The organism is Microbacterium sp. 4-7 (genome assembly GCF_014332665.1).
Classification (GTDB): Bacteria; Actinomycetota; Actinomycetes; order Actinomycetales; family Microbacteriaceae; genus Microbacterium.
On the sequence record NZ_MCRH01000001.1, the window covers coordinates 737,395 to 752,607 of the forward strand.

A 15,213-nucleotide genomic window follows, 5' to 3' on the forward strand; every position below is an offset into this window, starting at 1 on the left:
GGTCGTGCTAAACTGACTCTTTGTCTGCGCACACTCCTGTGCGTAGTTCGCGTGCTTCCCCTTCTTCGGCCGAGAGATCGGCGATGCGGGGTGGCGCGCAGACAAGGGATCTTGGGTGAGACCGTCCGGTCTCACGGTATAGAAGGAGTCACATCATGGCAGCAGTGTGCCAGGTGACAGGAGCTGTTCCCGGCTTCGGTCACAACGTCTCGCACTCGCACCGCCGGACGAAGCGTCGCTTCGACCCGAACGTGCAGAAGAAGACCTATTTCGTCGCTTCGCTCGGTCGTAAGATCACGCTCAACGTGTCCGCCAAGGGCATCAAGGTGATCGACGTCCGCGGCATCGAGAACGTGGTCAAGGACCTCCAGGCGAAGGGTGTGAAGCTCTAATGGCCAAGAAGGCTCAGGACGTACGTCCGATCATCAAGCTGCGCTCCACGGCAGGTACGGGCTACACGTACGTGACCAAGAAGAACCGCCGCAACACCCCCGACCGCCTCGTGCTCAAGAAGTACGACCCGGTCATCCGTCAGCACGTCGAATTCCGAGAGGAGCGTTGATCAATGGCTAAGAAGAGCAAGATCGCTCGCAACGAGCAGCGCAAGGTCATCGTCGAGCGTTACGCAGAGCGTCGCGCCGAGCTGAAGAAGACCCTGGTCGACCCGAACGCCACCGACGAGGCCCGCGAGGCCGCACGCGTCGGCCTGCAGAAGCTGCCGCGCAACGCGTCGCCGGCTCGCGTGCGTTCGCGCGACGTCATCGACGGCCGCCCCCGCGGTGTCCTCACGAAGTTCGGCGTCTCGCGCGTCCGCTTCCGTGACATGGCACACCGTGGCGAGCTGCCCGGTGTCACCAAGTCCAGCTGGTAAGTCTCAGCAGACAAGCCGAAAGGGGCGAGGATCTTCGGATGCTCGCCCCTTTCGCTGTCCCCGGGCCTGTGTCCGGCGTCCGCATCCCGGCATTCGCGACTCGTGTTGCGGCGCTCGCTGCGAAGGGGATCTCTCGCTGAGAAGGGGATGCTGCGCCATTCGCTCCTTCGTTGCATGAGATCTCCTTCGCAGCAGTCGCTCTGCACCGAGGGGCCGAGTTCACGGTTCTCTACAGGGGCCGGGTGCGCGGCCTCCTCGGAAGCCGACCACGGGGGAGTATCGCCTGATGGATGCGGTCACCGAGCTCGAACGTCAGGGTGGGGTCGCGCGCGTCGAGCGACTTCGGTCACTCGGGGTGAGCGCTCACACACTGCGCCGTGCGAAGGAGCTCGGTGCGGTGAGATCGATCCGTCGAGGATGGATTGCGCTGCCCGACGCCGACCCGATCGTCGTGGGCGCCGCGACTCGCGGGGTCGTCATCACCTGCGTCACCGCAGCCGAGCGCATGGGGTTGTGGGTGCCGAACGCATCGTCCGTCCACGTGGCTGCCCGCCCGAATGCCGCCCGCGTGCGGGTGCCGTCGCAGGTCGTCGTCCACTGGTCGCGCCCGGTGGTTCAGCGCGACCCAGACTCCACCGTGGACGGGCTCGTCAACACCCTCGCCCTGGTGGCGCGCTGCCAGCCGAGAGAGACCGCCCTGGTGATCTGGGAGTCGGCTCTGAACAAGGGGCTCGTCGACGAGCGTGTGCTGTCGCGATTCGAGCTGCCGCCCGCCGCCCGGGAGCTGCTCGAATCCGCCAGGCCGTTCTCGGACTCGGGTCTCGAGACGATCTTCGTGTCGAGGCTGCGGTGGTTGGGTCTTGCGATGGTGCAGCAGGCGTGGCTGCACGGACACCGTGTCGACCTCCTGATCGGCGAGCGCCTGGTGATTCAGATCGACGGAGCGACACACGTCGGAGCACGGCGGATGACGGACATCGAGCATGACGCACAGCTCATGCTCCGTGGCTATCACGTGCTGCGGTTCGGGTACGAGCAGATCATGGCTCGCTGGCCAGAAGTGCAGGCGATCATCATGGATGCGGTCGCTCAGGGCAGGCATCTCGGCTGATGTCCTCGCTTGCAGAGAAGGAGATCTCACCCAGCGAAGGACCGAATGCCTCATCCAGTCCTTCGCTGCGCGAGATCTCCTTCGCACATCGAGGCGCTCTCCGTATCGCGGATGCCCTCCGAGGCGCCGCAGCGCCCCGCATCAGGCGACGGATGCTGCCGCGTGCTCCACCGCCCAGGTGAGCGCGTAGTCGGCGATCTCCTCCCAGCCGTCCTGGCTGACGAGACGGTGGGTGCGGCCCGCATACTCCTTGTACTCGACGATGGCGGTGCTGCCGGACGAGTGGTACTTCTTCACGATCGCGCGTCCGATGGCCGGGGGCACGACGTGGTCGATCTCGCCGGTGATGACGAGCAGCGGGGCGCGGTCGGCGCGTGCGTAGTCGACGTGGGTGACTCCGCCCTTCTCGTTGAGCACCGAGGTCACGCCCTCGAAGAAGACCTTGTTGTAGGAGTTCACGGCGTACTCCTCCCAGAGGGCGTCGGATGCTGCGCGGGGGAGGTCGTTGCCGAACGTGAAGTGGAAGTGGCGCTTCGACAGCGGCTTGGCTCCGTTGATGCCGAAGGGGTTGGAGAGGATCGGCGTTCCGGTCCACAGGGTCGAGAGGGGCAGTGCGGTGACGCCGGCGGTCTGTCCCGGGGCCACGCCCACGTAGGCGGCGCCGAGGCCGCGGTCGGCGAGCATCTGGGTGAGCACGCCGCCGAACGAGTGGCCCATGATGATCGGCTTGACCGGAAGCGCACGGATGATGCGCTCGTAGTTGTCGGCGATCTGCTTCAGGCCGATCCCCTTGAGGGCCGACGGGTCGCGGCGGATGTCCTCGACGGAGCGGTCGTCGATCCCGGGCCATCCCGGGATGATCACCTCGTGGCCCTGCGCGCGGAACCGCTCGGCCCACGTGTCCCAGCTCTTCGGCGTCATCCAGAGTCCGTGGATCAGGACGATCGGGGTCTTGTCAGTGCTGTTCATCGTTTCTTCTCCTGTGTCTGCCCCGCCCGGTGCGAGTGCATTACGCTGATAGTAGACCGAACGTTCTATCTAGCACAACCTATTCCCGAAAACCCGAATCGGATGACACGATGAGAGGGATCATCATGAAGACCACGACTTCCAGCTCCGCTCCGACGACGGCTCCTAAGCGGCCCAGCGCAGCCCGCACCCGGCTGATCGACACCGCCACCAGGCTCTTCTACGAAGAGGGGATCCATGCGGTCGGCGTCGACCGCATCATCGATGAGGCCGCGGTCACCAGGGCGACGCTCTACAACCAGTTCGGCGGCAAGGAGAACCTCGTCCTCGCGTACCTGCGCAACGAAGACGAGATGCTCCGCGCGATGTTCGCCGACGCGGGCGAGGCGGTGACGGATCCTGCGCAGCTGGTCGACGCCGTGATCGACGGCATCGCCGCCGACATCCGCCTCCGGCACACGCGTGGCTGCCCGTTCATCAACGCGGCAGCGGAGTATCCGGATGCCGACGGTGCCGTCCGTCTGCTGATCGACGAGCACCGGGAGTGGTTCCGCTCGACGCTGCAGGCCGTCGCCGAGCAGGCCGGCCTCGAGAGCCCCGTCGATGTCGCGGCGTCCCTCGTGCTGCTGCGCGACGCCGCGCTCGTCGGCGGGTACCTCGACGGAGACGAGCGGGTCACGCCGGCGTTCGAGCGCACCGCGCGCTCGGTGGTCGCCGCCCACCGCCCGCTCTGACGCGGCGACGGGGCGGCGGATGGCGGCGGGTCGATGGCGGCCAGCTGGCGGCTGACTGGCGGCTCGGTGGCGTGGCGGCGGATCGGGGCCGCTGGAGAGCATGGAGGACATGAACACGACACGGATCACGGAACTGCGCCAGGCGCAGGGGTGGACTCAGGAACGACTGGCGACCGAGAGCGGCGTGGGACTCAGAACCGTGCAGCGCCTGGAAGCCGGACAGGATGCGAGCCTGGAGACGCTGTCTCTGGTAGCGGATGCGCTGCAGGTGCCGGTGCGGGACCTCTTCGCCACGATCGACGATGAGGCACTCAGCAGCCGGGTCGATTCGCTGCAGCAGCGCACGGATGACCAGCAGGCCGCGCGTGATCGCATCGCCCACGCCTGGACCTGGCTCTATGTCGGCATCGGCATCGTGTGCACGCTGCTGAGCTTCACGTTCTCGTATGGACTCGTGCTGTTCCTGTCCTACTGGGTGGGCGGGTATGTGATCCTCACTGCGCTGCGTCGGATCGTCCTCGAGCCACGGCTGGACGCCCGGTTTCCGTTGTCGAAGGAGACCCGCACCCGTCGTGCGAAGCGCCGCGCCGCGATGGCCTCCGCCGCGGCCGACGACGCATCCCCGACCGCCACGACGACGCCCGAACCGACCTGAGACGCGTCGTCGCCCGGGCTGATCTGCGCGCGCCGAGCGAAGGAGATCTCTCTCACGCAAGGATTGAACGGTGATTCCGCCCCTTCGCGGCAAGAGATCGCCTTCCCACGATGAGGCCGCCAGGCGGGCTGAAATCGATGCCCCACGAGTCACATTCGTCACTTCTGCCCCACGACACGCCGCCGAAAAGCCCAAAACCCGCGAAATGACGCGGAAATGTGGGTGGTGGTTGGTACATTCAAGGCGGTCACTCGACCAACGGAGGGCAGCAGCCCTCTGAACCACAACGATGCGACGGGAACCTCGTCGCTGGAGGATGACATGGCTGACAAGTCCATCACCAAGACCGAGCTCGTCGCGAGCATCGCTTCTGCCACCGGCCAGAGCCAGGCCACCGTCTCGGGTGTCCTCGACGCGCTGTTCTCCTCGGTCTCCGACGCTGTTGCCAAGGGCAGCAAGGTCTCGATCCCGGGCTGGATCTCGTTCGAGCAGGTCGCGACCGCAGCTCGCACGGGCCGCAACCCGCAGACCGGCGCCGAGATCAAGATCCCGGCCGGCCACCGCGTCAAGGTGACCGCTGGTTCCAAGCTCAAGGCTGCCGTCAAGTAAGACCGCACCTCTTCGAAGGCCGCTCCCGATCCGTCGGGGGCGGCCTTCGTGCGTCCTCCCCGGATCCGCGGCTTAGGCTGGAGGGGTGAGTGCCCGCGCCGTGCAGACCCCGACCCGCTCCGCGTATCGCGCGGCCGGAATCGGCATCCTGCTCGCGACCGGACTGATCGGCGTGATCTTCGCCCTCGTGATCGGCGGAGGCGCGGCTCCGCTGCTTCTGCAGGATCCGGGTCCCTTCGTGCGCTGGGCCACCCCCATCGTCAAGCTCGTGATGAACATCGCGGCCGCGGCGATGCTGGGCTCGCTCGTGCTGGCGCTGTTCGCCCTGCGCAGCGAGGAGAAGTCATTCGACACGGCGCTCAACACGGCCTCGGCCGGCGCTGCCGTCTTCACGGTCACCGCCGGCATCAGCGGATTCTTCACCTTCATGGCGGCCTTCAACCCGCAGCTGAGCGCCGAGCGCGAGTTCGGTGAGCAGCTCGGACGATTCCTGCTGCAGCTGCCGCTCGGTCAGTCCTGGCTGATCACCACGATCATGGGCTCGGTGATCACCGTGCTCGCGTTCGCGTGGCGCACGTGGACGCCGACGCTCATCACGGCGATCCTCGCCGCGGCATCCTTCCTTCCGCTGGCGACGCAGGGTCACTCCGGGGAGCTCGCCGGTCACAACATCGCGGTGAACTCGATCCTGCTGCACACGATCGGCGCGGCCGTGTGGCTCGGCGGCCTGCTGCTCGTCGTGATCCTGCGCGACCGCTCGGGCGTGGGCACGGCGCAGCTGGTGAGCCGCTATTCGAGTCTCGCGATCGCCGCGTTCGCCGTCGTCGCGATCTCGGGTCTCGCCCGCTCCGTCGTCTCGTTCGGCGACATCTCGCAGCTCTGGACGCCGTACGGCACCATCCTGCTCGCGAAGGTCGTGCTCCTCGTCGGTATGGGAATGCTGGGCGCCTGGTATCGCACCCGCCTGATCCCTCGGCTCGAGGACGACGGAGCCGCGCGCTGGTTCTGGATGCTGGTGCTGTGCGAGGTCGCTCTGATGGGTCTGGCCTCGGGAGCTGCCGCCGCGCTCGCGCGCACGCCCCCGCCCACCGGCGAGGAGGCGGCGTTCGTGCAGACCCCCGCCGAGAACCTCACCCGCTCCCCGCTGCCGCCGGAGTTCACGATCGACCGCTGGTTCACGGCGTGGGACATCGACGTGCTCTGGCTGGTGGCCGCCGGGTTCGGCCTCTTCCTCTACCTCGTCGGCGTGCGCCGACTGCGGCTCCGTGGTGACCGCTGGCCGATCCACCGCACCGTGTTCTGGGTGCTGGGAATGCTGATGCTGCTCTGGGTCACGGGCGGCCCGATCAACGCGTATCAGGAGTATCTCTTCAGCGTGCACATGCTGGGGCACATGATGCTGTCGATGGCGATCCCGCTGCTGCTCGTCTCGGGGGCGCCGGTCACGCTGGCCCTTCGAGCGATCCACAAGCGCGACGACGGCACCCGCGGTGGTCGCGAATGGATCATGTGGGCCGTGCACTCGCCGTTCTCGAAGGTCGTCACCCACCCGTTCGTGGCGGCGGGCATCTTCATCCTGTCGCTGTGGGCGTTCTACTTCACCGACCTGGTGCGCTGGTCGATGTTCGAGCACCTCGGCCACGAGTGGATGGTCGCGCATTTCCTCATCTCCGGCTACCTGTTCGTGCTGAGCCTGGTCGGCGCCGACCCGGTGCCCTACCGTCTGCCCTACCCGGGGCGCCTCATCACCCTGATCGCCATCATGGCCATGCACGCCTTCTTCGGCGTCGCGATCATGATGCAGGAGGGGTTGATGGTCGCCGACTGGTTCGGGTCGATGGGGCGCACCTGGGGCCCGACGCCCATCGAGGATCAGTACATCGGCGGCGGCATAGCGTGGTCGATCGGAGAGATCCCGACCCTGATCCTCGCGATCACCGTGGCGATCCAGTGGAGCCGCAGTGACACCAAGCTGCAGAAGCGCCGCGACCGTCATGCAGACCGCACGGGCGAGGCCGAGCTCGAGGAGTACAACCAGAAGCTCGCGGCGCTCGCCGAGCGCGACCTGCGTCAGGCGGAGCGCGACGCACGGTGACCGTGCTCCCGGCGGGCGTCAGCCCGTGGACTCCTCGTCGGGGGATCCGACCCGGATCGACACCTTGCCGTCGGGGAGGATCGTGATCGATCCGTTCACCTGGAACGGGACGTCCTCCGACCGCTCCTGAACCGAGCCGTCGAAGAGCGAGCGGATCTCGACGTCGACGTGCGCGACGGCATCCGTCGGGGGGATCTTCCAGTGTCCGCCGTCGGGCACGACGCTCACCTGCGGTTGTGCGGCGATCGACCACTTCGGCAGCGAGGCGAGGCGGTTGGAGACCTCGAGGCCGAACGGGCAGGCGGTCGGCTGCAGCACCTCCTGCGTCGTGCAGGCGGTGAGGAACTCCTCGACCCGCTGCTGCACCACCGCGACGAAGTCCGAGGTGGGCTCGGTCTGCACGTCGACGGGCGTGGTGGCGAGCGGGGTGTCGGCGAGGACGCCGATGCCCTCGGACTCCGCGATCGCAGTGTCGACGGTGACCGAGTACAGCCCCGGCGTGAAGACCAGCAGGGGAAGGGGATCGAGGGGTGCGGCCTCCGCCCCGGCGGGTGAGACCTGGCGGCGATCCATCTCGAAGCCGTTGACGGCGAACTGATCGGCACCGCGCACCGTGAGCTCGACCACGGCCAGCGGGCTCGTCGTGAAGCGCCAGTTGGGGGTGACCCCCGCCCAGCCGTCCTGCTCGACGGTGAAGGTGGTGCTGCCGGCGTGCCCGCTCGCCTCGTACGACACGGTCACCTCGGTCTTGCCGGACTCGTCGGCCTGTTCCGACTGCACCTCGACGTCGGTGAGCGGCGCGAGTGCCGAGTGACGCAGCAGCGCCTCCGACGCGGTGGCTCCGATGCCGGCGATCTCGAGGGTCTCCCGATCGATCGCGACGCCGGGCACGCGCAGAGCGTCAGCCGCTCGTCCTTCCGAGAGCAGGTCGAGGTAGCGCACGACGAACGCCGACGGCCCGTAGAACTGCTGGTACAGGGTGGCCCCACCTGCACCGAGAGCGGCGACGAGCACGAGGCCGACGACCGCGAGGAGCGCGAGATCGGCAGCGAGGCGCGAGCGCCGGGGCGCCTTCGTCTCGACCTGCTGCATGGCGTCAGTCTAGAAGCGTGGCCTGGGACGACGCCGTGCGTGAGTCGGTGTGCGTCGGCCGCGATCGCTGTGTTCCTCGGATGCCGGGCGGCGCCGCCACGTAGCATGGGGAGGCACGGTGTCGCCGTGCATTCCCGCCTCCGTCCGTGTGAGAGAACCGTGTCGCTTCCCGCCCTGTCCGAAGAGCAGCAAGAGCTGTTCCGGTTGATCGAGGACACCAGCGAGCACGTCTTCATCACCGGTCGAGCGGGCACCGGCAAGTCGACGCTGCTGCAGTACTTCTCGTGGAACACGAAGAAGCAGATCGCCATCTGCGCGCCGACCGGCGTCGCCGCGCTCAACGTCGAGGGTCAGACGATCCACTCCCTGTTCCGGCTGCCGATCGGACTGATCGGCGACTCGGACATCGATCAGAACGACAACACGCGACGGATCCTCAATGCGATCGAGACGCTCGTGATCGACGAGATCTCGATGGTCAACGCCGACCTGATGGATGCGATCGACCGTTCGCTCCGTCAGGCGCGGGGCAAGCGGGGCATCCCGTTCGGCGGAGTGCAGATCGTGATGTTCGGCGATCCGTATCAGCTGGCCCCCGTGCCGCCGCGCGGCGACGAGCTGCGCTACGTCAAGGACCACTACCGCTCGTTCTGGTTCTTCGACGCCAAGGTCTGGGCGGGTCCGGCCGGCGGTGAGGGTGACGATGACGACGGGGGACTGTTCGCCGTCGACACCCGGGCCGAGCTGCACGTGCGCGAGCTCGTGCAGATCCACCGGCAGTCGGATGACGGTTTCAAGGCGATGCTGAACGCGGTGCGGTACGGGCGGGTCACCGCGGAGATCGCGGGAGTGCTGAACACGCAGGGTGCGCGAACACCACCGGACCCGGAGCCGGGAGAGGTGCCGATGATCACCCTCGCCACCCGCAACGACATCGTGAACACCATCAACAGCCGCCACCTCGCAGCGCTGCCCGGCAAGGAGCAGACGGCGCGTGCCGAGGTCAGCGGCGAGTTCGGGAAGGGCGAGGCGTCGCTGCCGGCCGAGTCGGAGCTCAAGCTCAAGATCGGCGCGCAGGTGATGTTCCTCCGCAACGACACCTCGATGTCGGGCGAGCCGCCGCGGTGGGTGAACGGCACGATCGGCACGGTCGTGCGGATCCTCGGAGAGACCGTGCGCGTCGAGATCGACGGCGAAGAGGTCGACGTCGAGCCCGCGGTCTGGGAGCGGTTCCGATACTCCTACGAGCCGAGCACCAAGAAGCTGAGCCGTGACGTCGTGGCGGAGTTCACCCAGTTCCCGCTGCGCCTCGCGTGGGCCGTCACGATCCACAAGTCGCAGGGCAAGACCTACGACCGCGCGATCATCGACCTCGGCTCAGGCGCCTTCGCTCCAGGGCAGACCTATGTGGCGCTGTCTCGGCTCACGTCCCTCGACGGGCTCTACCTGTCGAGGGCGCTGCGCCCGAGCGACATCCGCGTCGACGAGGATGTGCGCCGCTTCATGCGCGACGCGTGGCTCGCGGCATCCACTCCCGAGGTCGGGAAGGGCTGAGACCGTTCGTGGTCAGGCGGCGACGCGTGCGCGGTCGAGGTCTTCGAAGAGCTCGGTGTTGAACCGGTAGGCGAGCAGGACCTCGTCGATCACGCGCTCGCGCTCGGCGTCGTCCCAGGGGGCGGAGTCGAGCTGCTCGCGGTAGACGTCCTTGAACGCCGACGGGTCGGCGATGTCGTCGAACAGATAGAAGCCGATGCCGTTGGTCTCGAAGCCGAAGCGGCGTGCCATGACGCGTCCGATGAAGATGCCGCCCGACAGATCGCCGAGGTAGCGCGTGTAGTGATGCGCGACGAAGCCACCGGCCCAGGTCGCCCCGACCTGGCGGATGCGCTCGACGTAGCGCTGCGTGGTCGGCAGCGCGACGATCACATCGCGCCAGTGCGCCCCGAGGAGGAACTCGAGGTCGGCCTCGAGCGCGGGCAGGCGGGTCAGCTTGTCGCTGAGGAAGACGGATGCCACGGGGTCCTGGCGCATGCGCTCGCCCGCGCCCTCGAGGGCTTCGTAGATGAAGTAGTGCTGCGCGACGAGCGCGATGTAGTCCTCGCGCGATCCTTCGCCCTTGAGCAGGTCGGACATGAAGCCTGCACCCTCGCTGCGCGAGTGCGAACCGGAGGAGCGCTCACGGAGGGCTGCGGAGAAGGAGAGGATCTCGGACATGTGCCCAGTGTAAGGGTCGCCTAACCTGAAAGGAAACCCCTCGGTGAGCCGAGCGTCATGCGTGCGGACGCGGCTCGACCCCGAGCTTCTCGCAGGCGAGATCGTAGAGCGCGACGACCTCGCGGCGCACGGCGGGGCGCTCCGTGATCGGACCGGAGGGCCAGGGGATGCGAAGCTCGGAGGCCTCGCCGGAGCGGGTGACCTTCCAGACTCCGCCGTCGCCGTCGAGGTCCGTCATCACGGCGTCGGTGATCTCGTCCGACTGAGACCCTTCGGCCGGCGCGAAGGCGCGCGTGATGAGCAGATTGTCATCGGTGTGGTCGCCGTTCATGTGGCGGAGGATCGCGGAGACGACGTCGGCATCGAACGTGCGGGGCATGGTGATCACCCTAAACGGCGTTCGGTGATGCCTTTCTTTCAGGATGGGCGTTCTAGACTCGGGAGACACGTCTTCCGGGGGTCCCCTTTCATGCAGCTTCTCTCGTCGCGCACGTTCCGCGCAGCAGTGGCCGGCGCAGCCGCGCTCGGGCTCTTCCTCACCGGCTGCACGGCCGAACCGGAGTTCAGCTACCAGCCTCCGTCCCAGGTCGACGGCCCTCTGCCTGACGACACGGTCACCGCCATGGAGGCGGCCATCACCAACGCGCTCGCCGCATCGGGTGCCTCGGGCGCCGTCGTGGGCGTGTGGGCTCCGTGGAGCGGCAGCTGGGTCGCCGGTCTCGGCACCCAGACCCCCGGCGGCGACGAAGAGATCAGCACCGACATGTCCTTCCGGATCGCGGACATGACGCGTCTCATGACGTGCGACGTGCTCTACGGTCTGGCCGATGACGGCGTGGTCGATCTCGACGACCCCGTGCCCGACCACGTCTCGGGCGTCGCTGACATGAAGGACATCACGCTGCTCGACCTGTGCAACAGCACGAGCGGCGTCGGCTCGTCCGAGGCGACCGCGCAGGCCGCATGGCTCACCACCCCCGAGCGCGTGTGGGCACCCCTCGAGCTCGCGGCGTACGGCCTCGGCGCCCCGCGCACCACTCCGAAGACGACCTACACGAACTCGGATGCCGGCTACCTGCTGCTCGGACTCGCACTCGAGCGGGCGTCCGGCCGCACGGCGTCCGAGCTGATCGCCGAGTACGTGACCCAGCCGCTCGGTCTCTCGGCGACGTCGCTGCCTTCGCCGGCCCCGGCCCCGCCCTCTGACGGACCGGTCATGAACGGGCACTACCTGACGCCCGTCGAAGGCGGGTACGACTGTGCGGCCCCGGTCGACATCACCACGCTCTCGTCGAGCACCGGCTACACCGACTCCGGCGTCGTGTCGACGATCGAGGATCTCGGTCGGTACGCCCAGGCCGAAGCCGCGCAGAAGCTGCGCACGAAGGACGAGCCGAACCGCTTCGGAGCTCCCCTGCCGCAGGGCCCCCAGGCTCCCTCCTGGCTCCAGGCCACGGGCGGGGCTCTGCTCGTCGGCTCGATGGTCGGACAGGCGGGCTGGACTCCCGGGTATCAGACGTCGGCGTTCTCCGACCCCGAGACGGGCTTCACGGTCGCAGTGTCGCTGAACAACTCGACGACCGGCGCGACGACCGCGATGTACCTGGCGTGGGAGCTCGCGGCGATCGCCTCAAAGGTGCCTGCAGCCGCGGGTGAGACCGCTCCCGAGTTCGGGCTTCCGTTCACGGCCGAGCAGTACCACCAGGCCATCACGGACTCGGCGGTCGCCTGCGTCGCACCGCCGGCCGCCTAGGGCCGGGCGCACGACCGCCGCGGCATACCGACGAAGGGAACGCCGATGGCGATCATCGACAACGCGATCTACGTCGACGGGGTCCGCACCGAGAATCCGCGGAGCCTCAGTGAGACGTTCGAGGTGCTGCGCGAACGCGGCGGCATGAGCTGGATAGGTCTGTACCGGCCGAGCGAAGCCGAGATCCGCGAGGTCGCCGACGAGTTCGGCATCCACGCTCTCGTCGTCGAGGATGCGCTCTCGGGTCACCAGCGGTCGAAGCTCGAGCGGTACGGAGACGTGCTGTTCATGGTGCTGCGATCCGCCCGGTATCTGGATGCCGCGGAGGAGGTCGAGTTCGGCGAGATCCATGTGCTCGTGGGTCCCGACTTCGTGGTGACGATCCGCCACGCGGAGTCTCCCGACCTGGCGAGGGTGCGACGCCGACTCGAAGACGACCCCGATCTGCTGAAGCTCGGACCGGAGGCGGTGCTCTATGCGATCCTCGACGAGGTCGTCGACGAGTACGCACCCGTGCTGTCGGGACTCGAGAACGACATCGACGAGATCGAGAGCCAGCTCTTCGAGGACGAGGTCGACGCGACGCAGCGCATCTACGAACTCGGTCGTGAGGTGATCGACTTCCAGCGCGCGGTGCAGCCTCTCGCGGGCATGCTGGACTCACTGCTGCGAGGTTCGACGAAGTACGAGGTCGACGAGGAGCTGCAGCGGTACCTGCGCGACGTGCTCGACCACACCCTGCGCGTGTCGGAGCGCGCGAACACCTTCCGCACGGTGCTCGACAACGCGCTGACCGTCGAGTCCACGATCGTGGCGCGGCGGCAGAACGAGGAGATGCGGCGGATGACCGAGCTGAGCATCCGACAGAACGACGAGGTCAAGAAGATCTCGGGCTGGGCGGCGATCCTGTTCGCCCCGACGCTCGTCGGCACGGTGTACGGCATGAACTTCGACCATATGCCCGAGCTGCATTGGACGCTCGGATACCCCATGGCGGTCGCTCTGATGCTGGCGATGGGCGTCGGGCTCTACTGGGCGTTCAAGCGCAAGGGCTGGCTGTAGGCCCCACGGGTGCGGAAGGGAATGCGGGTGGGACTGGGGAGCAGCCCCACCCGCGAGTGCCGCGTCCGTAGGGGAACGCGAGCTCTCGGACACGAAGTCGACTCAGGTCCCCAGGGCCGGCTTCTCGTCCCACTATCAAGACGCTGACGACGCCCGTTCCTGACGCCGCAACCAATATTCCGGTCGGATCCGTGCCCGGACGTCACTTGCCGCCCGGGGTGACGACGACCGCGTACTCGGCTCCAGGACCGGTGACGCCCGACTCCGCATCGACGTATCGCAGGGTGAGCAGGTGGAATCCGAGATGGATGTCGGGGATGTAGTCGTCGGAGGTCACCTCGTCGATGGCGATGAGGTGGGGCACCACGACGCCGTCGACGGCGACCTGCACCCAGCCGCCCGGGATGCCCTCGAGAGTGACGAGCGCGCGTCGTCCTGCTCGCCGTCGGCGTCAGCATCCCCCCGCTCGAGGTGGGGGCGGGGCTGATCGCCAGAGATGACCGGCACGGGGAATGCGAGGGGTCCGACCGGCTCGCTGAGGTCCACGTCGCCGGAGGGTGAGGTGTGCTGGGCCGTGAGCGTCATGCCCTGCCTCAGTTCGCCTCCCGCGACGGAGAGCGTGAACTCACCGTCGCCGTCGACCGTCGCCTGGGCGAGGACGGAGCCGAGCTCGTCGATGACGGCGACCGTGCTGCCGGGGATGCCGGTGCCGCTCACCGAGACAGCGAGGGGACTGCTGGTGTCCCACCCGTCCGGACCGATCGCGAACACGGGCGGGATCTCGACCGGCGGGACCTCGACCGGCGGGGTCGCCACGGGGGGTCTGGTCGCCGGAGGGCCCGCCGCCGGCGGTGCGGCCACCGGGGCGCTCGGCGGCTCCGGAACGGCGCGCACAGGTGTGTCCTGCCGAGTCGTCTCGACGACCGGCTGCACTGGCGGCTCCACCGGAGCAGGAATGAGCGGTGCGACAGGTGGGGGCGTCGGTGACGTGTCGTCGTCCGTCGCGGGTGTGGCACCGGGAGTCGGGGCGATGGGTCGGGCGGCGGGCCCGGACGCCTCACCACGGTCGCCGTCTGCCGCCGGTTGCGACCAAGGGCCGACCATCGCCACGGCGACCGTCGCCGCAAGGGCGACCGCGCTTCCCGCGGCGATCCCGATGGTGAGCACGCGGCGGGTCCGCAGGGCGGCGGACGGTCCGATGACGGAGGCGCTCGCTGCCGCGCCGGGCTCGAGAGCGGCGTAGGCGGCTGCCCCGGCGCTGCCGAGTGCGAGGGGCAGCAGCACGGCTCGCAGCTTCGACGAGGCCGTGTCGATGTCTCGCGCGATGATCGTGCAGCCGGCGCACCCTTCGAGATGGGACTCGAGGCGGGGGCGCTCGTGCCGACTCACCGGGCGGCGAGAGCGGCGCACGAGGCGACCGCACGCCCAGCGACACTCCTCGGGACGGGAAGGGTCGGCGATGAGCGCATCCAGCCAGGCATGGCGGAATCCGTCGCGCGCGCGGAGAGCGAGCGCAGACACGGCATTCGGAGTCAGCCCCATCAGCGGAGCGATCTCGCGCGGCTTCATGCCCTCGACCTCGAGGTACCAGAGCAGGGTGCGGTGGTTCTCGGGCAGATTCTTGAACGCCGCCGCGAGCATCGTCTTGTCCGACAGCTGCTCGATCGCGTCGGGGGCCTCATCGGGGATCTCCTCGATGAACTCGATCGGGATGTCCTTCTGCTTGCCGCCCCACGTCGCGGCGGCGTTGCGGATGGCGGCGTAGAGATACGCCCGGAAGCCATCGGTCGGTCCGCCGCCGTTCTGCATCGCGCTGAATGTCTTCGTGAAGGCCTCGCTGACGAGGTCGTCAGGGTCGATGGAACGCGTCACTGCCCGGGCCGCGCGGAGCCCCGCCTCGGAATGGCGCTGCCACAGCACGGCGAACGCTCGGGCGTCTCCGCTGCGCGTCGCGTCGGCGAGCTCGGCATCCGACCGCGTGTCGGTGCTCGGATCTGTGGTGATGCTCATGGCGTCCCCCCGATCGTGGTGACGGGGTCCGGGTCACC

Annotated in this window: 17 protein-coding genes; 11 read left to right on the top strand and 6 right to left on the bottom strand. The window is 68.1% G+C overall.

Going from position 1 to position 15,213, the window contains the following annotated elements:
• The first annotated feature begins 155 nt into the window (after positions 1–155).
• The 4 genes from rpmB to BEP68_RS03525 all read left to right on the top strand — a co-directional run bounded on the left by rpmB (position 156) and on the right by BEP68_RS03525 (position 1,982).
• The gene (gene rpmB, locus BEP68_RS03510) at positions 156–392 is read left to right on the top strand and encodes a 50S ribosomal protein L28 (RefSeq protein WP_042540533.1); all 237 of its coding nucleotides are present in this window, start codon (positions 156–158) and stop codon (positions 390–392) included.
• On the top strand, positions 392–562 hold the full coding sequence (rpmG, locus tag BEP68_RS03515) for a 50S ribosomal protein L33 (RefSeq protein ID WP_017203558.1): 171 nt from the start codon (positions 392–394) through the stop codon (positions 560–562). Before rpmB ends, rpmG begins: the two co-directional genes overlap by 1 nt.
• 3 nt (positions 563–565) lie before the next feature.
• The gene (rpsN, locus tag BEP68_RS03520; protein ID WP_042540535.1) at positions 566–871 is read left to right on the top strand and encodes a 30S ribosomal protein S14; all 306 of its coding nucleotides are present in this window, start codon (positions 566–568) and stop codon (positions 869–871) included.
• Positions 872–1,157: 286 nt separating this feature from the next.
• Entirely contained in the window at positions 1,158–1,982 is an 825-nt protein-coding gene (locus BEP68_RS03525) for an endonuclease domain-containing protein (protein ID WP_187249220.1), read from the top strand.
• A 141-nt stretch (positions 1,983–2,123) separates the two neighbouring features.
• Here BEP68_RS03525 and BEP68_RS03530 read toward each other — a convergent pair whose 3' ends face one another.
• Positions 2,124–2,951: an alpha/beta hydrolase gene (locus BEP68_RS03530; RefSeq protein WP_187249221.1), complete on the bottom strand. Its 828-nt coding sequence runs from the start codon at positions 2,949–2,951 to the stop codon at positions 2,124–2,126.
• A 125-nt stretch (positions 2,952–3,076) separates the two neighbouring features.
• Between BEP68_RS03530 and BEP68_RS03535 the strand changes: the two genes are divergently transcribed.
• From BEP68_RS03535 to BEP68_RS03550, 4 genes are all read left to right on the top strand, one after another.
• Positions 3,077–3,685 (top strand): TetR/AcrR family transcriptional regulator, encoded by a 609-nt coding sequence (locus tag BEP68_RS03535; protein ID WP_187249222.1) that lies wholly within the window; start codon positions 3,077–3,079, stop codon positions 3,683–3,685.
• A 109-nt stretch (positions 3,686–3,794) separates the two neighbouring features.
• Positions 3,795–4,340: a helix-turn-helix domain-containing protein gene (locus BEP68_RS03540; protein ID WP_187249223.1), complete on the top strand. Its 546-nt coding sequence runs from the start codon at positions 3,795–3,797 to the stop codon at positions 4,338–4,340.
• Positions 4,341–4,661: 321 nt separating this feature from the next.
• Positions 4,662–4,949 (top strand): HU family DNA-binding protein, encoded by a 288-nt coding sequence (locus BEP68_RS03545; protein WP_042541574.1) that lies wholly within the window; start codon positions 4,662–4,664, stop codon positions 4,947–4,949.
• 85 nt (positions 4,950–5,034) lie between these two features.
• Positions 5,035–7,044 (top strand): cytochrome c oxidase assembly protein, encoded by a 2,010-nt coding sequence (locus tag BEP68_RS03550; RefSeq protein WP_083569405.1) that lies wholly within the window; start codon positions 5,035–5,037, stop codon positions 7,042–7,044.
• A gap of 18 nt (positions 7,045–7,062) precedes the next feature.
• Here BEP68_RS03550 and BEP68_RS03555 read toward each other — a convergent pair whose 3' ends face one another.
• A complete protein-coding gene (locus BEP68_RS03555) occupies positions 7,063–8,136 on the bottom strand; it encodes a hypothetical protein (protein WP_187249224.1) in 1,074 nt (357 codons plus the stop codon).
• Positions 8,137–8,295: 159 nt separating this feature from the next.
• Here BEP68_RS03555 and BEP68_RS03560 point away from each other — a divergent pair, with 159 nt between their 5' ends.
• On the top strand, positions 8,296–9,690 hold the full coding sequence (locus BEP68_RS03560; RefSeq protein WP_053098120.1) for an ATP-dependent RecD-like DNA helicase: 1,395 nt from the start codon (positions 8,296–8,298) through the stop codon (positions 9,688–9,690).
• Positions 9,691–9,702: 12 nt separating this feature from the next.
• Here BEP68_RS03560 and BEP68_RS03565 read toward each other — a convergent pair whose 3' ends face one another.
• The gene (locus BEP68_RS03565; RefSeq protein ID WP_053098119.1) at positions 9,703–10,350 is read right to left on the bottom strand and encodes a heme oxygenase (biliverdin-producing); all 648 of its coding nucleotides are present in this window, start codon (positions 10,348–10,350) and stop codon (positions 9,703–9,705) included.
• A 55-nt stretch (positions 10,351–10,405) separates the two neighbouring features.
• Positions 10,406–10,729: a DUF2470 domain-containing protein gene (locus tag BEP68_RS03570; protein ID WP_187249225.1), complete on the bottom strand. Its 324-nt coding sequence runs from the start codon at positions 10,727–10,729 to the stop codon at positions 10,406–10,408.
• A gap of 90 nt (positions 10,730–10,819) precedes the next feature.
• On the opposite strand from BEP68_RS03570, the gene BEP68_RS03575 reads away from it, so the two are divergent.
• A complete protein-coding gene (locus BEP68_RS03575; protein WP_187249226.1) occupies positions 10,820–12,103 on the top strand; it encodes a serine hydrolase domain-containing protein in 1,284 nt (427 codons plus the stop codon).
• Between the two features lie 45 nt (positions 12,104–12,148).
• Entirely contained in the window at positions 12,149–13,165 is a 1,017-nt protein-coding gene (corA, locus tag BEP68_RS03580) for a magnesium/cobalt transporter CorA (protein WP_187249227.1), read from the top strand.
• Positions 13,166–13,367: 202 nt separating this feature from the next.
• Here corA and BEP68_RS03585 read toward each other — a convergent pair whose 3' ends face one another.
• Positions 13,368–13,529 carry a hypothetical protein gene (locus BEP68_RS03585; RefSeq protein ID WP_187249228.1) on the bottom strand — a complete coding sequence of 54 codons (162 nt, stop codon included), beginning with the start codon at positions 13,527–13,529 and terminating at the stop codon, positions 13,368–13,370.
• Entirely contained in the window at positions 13,499–15,175 is a 1,677-nt protein-coding gene (locus tag BEP68_RS03590) for a sigma-70 family RNA polymerase sigma factor (RefSeq protein ID WP_187249229.1), read from the bottom strand. The genes BEP68_RS03585 and BEP68_RS03590 overlap by 31 nt, the downstream gene beginning before the upstream one ends.
• Between the last annotated feature and the right edge of the window lie 38 nt (positions 15,176–15,213).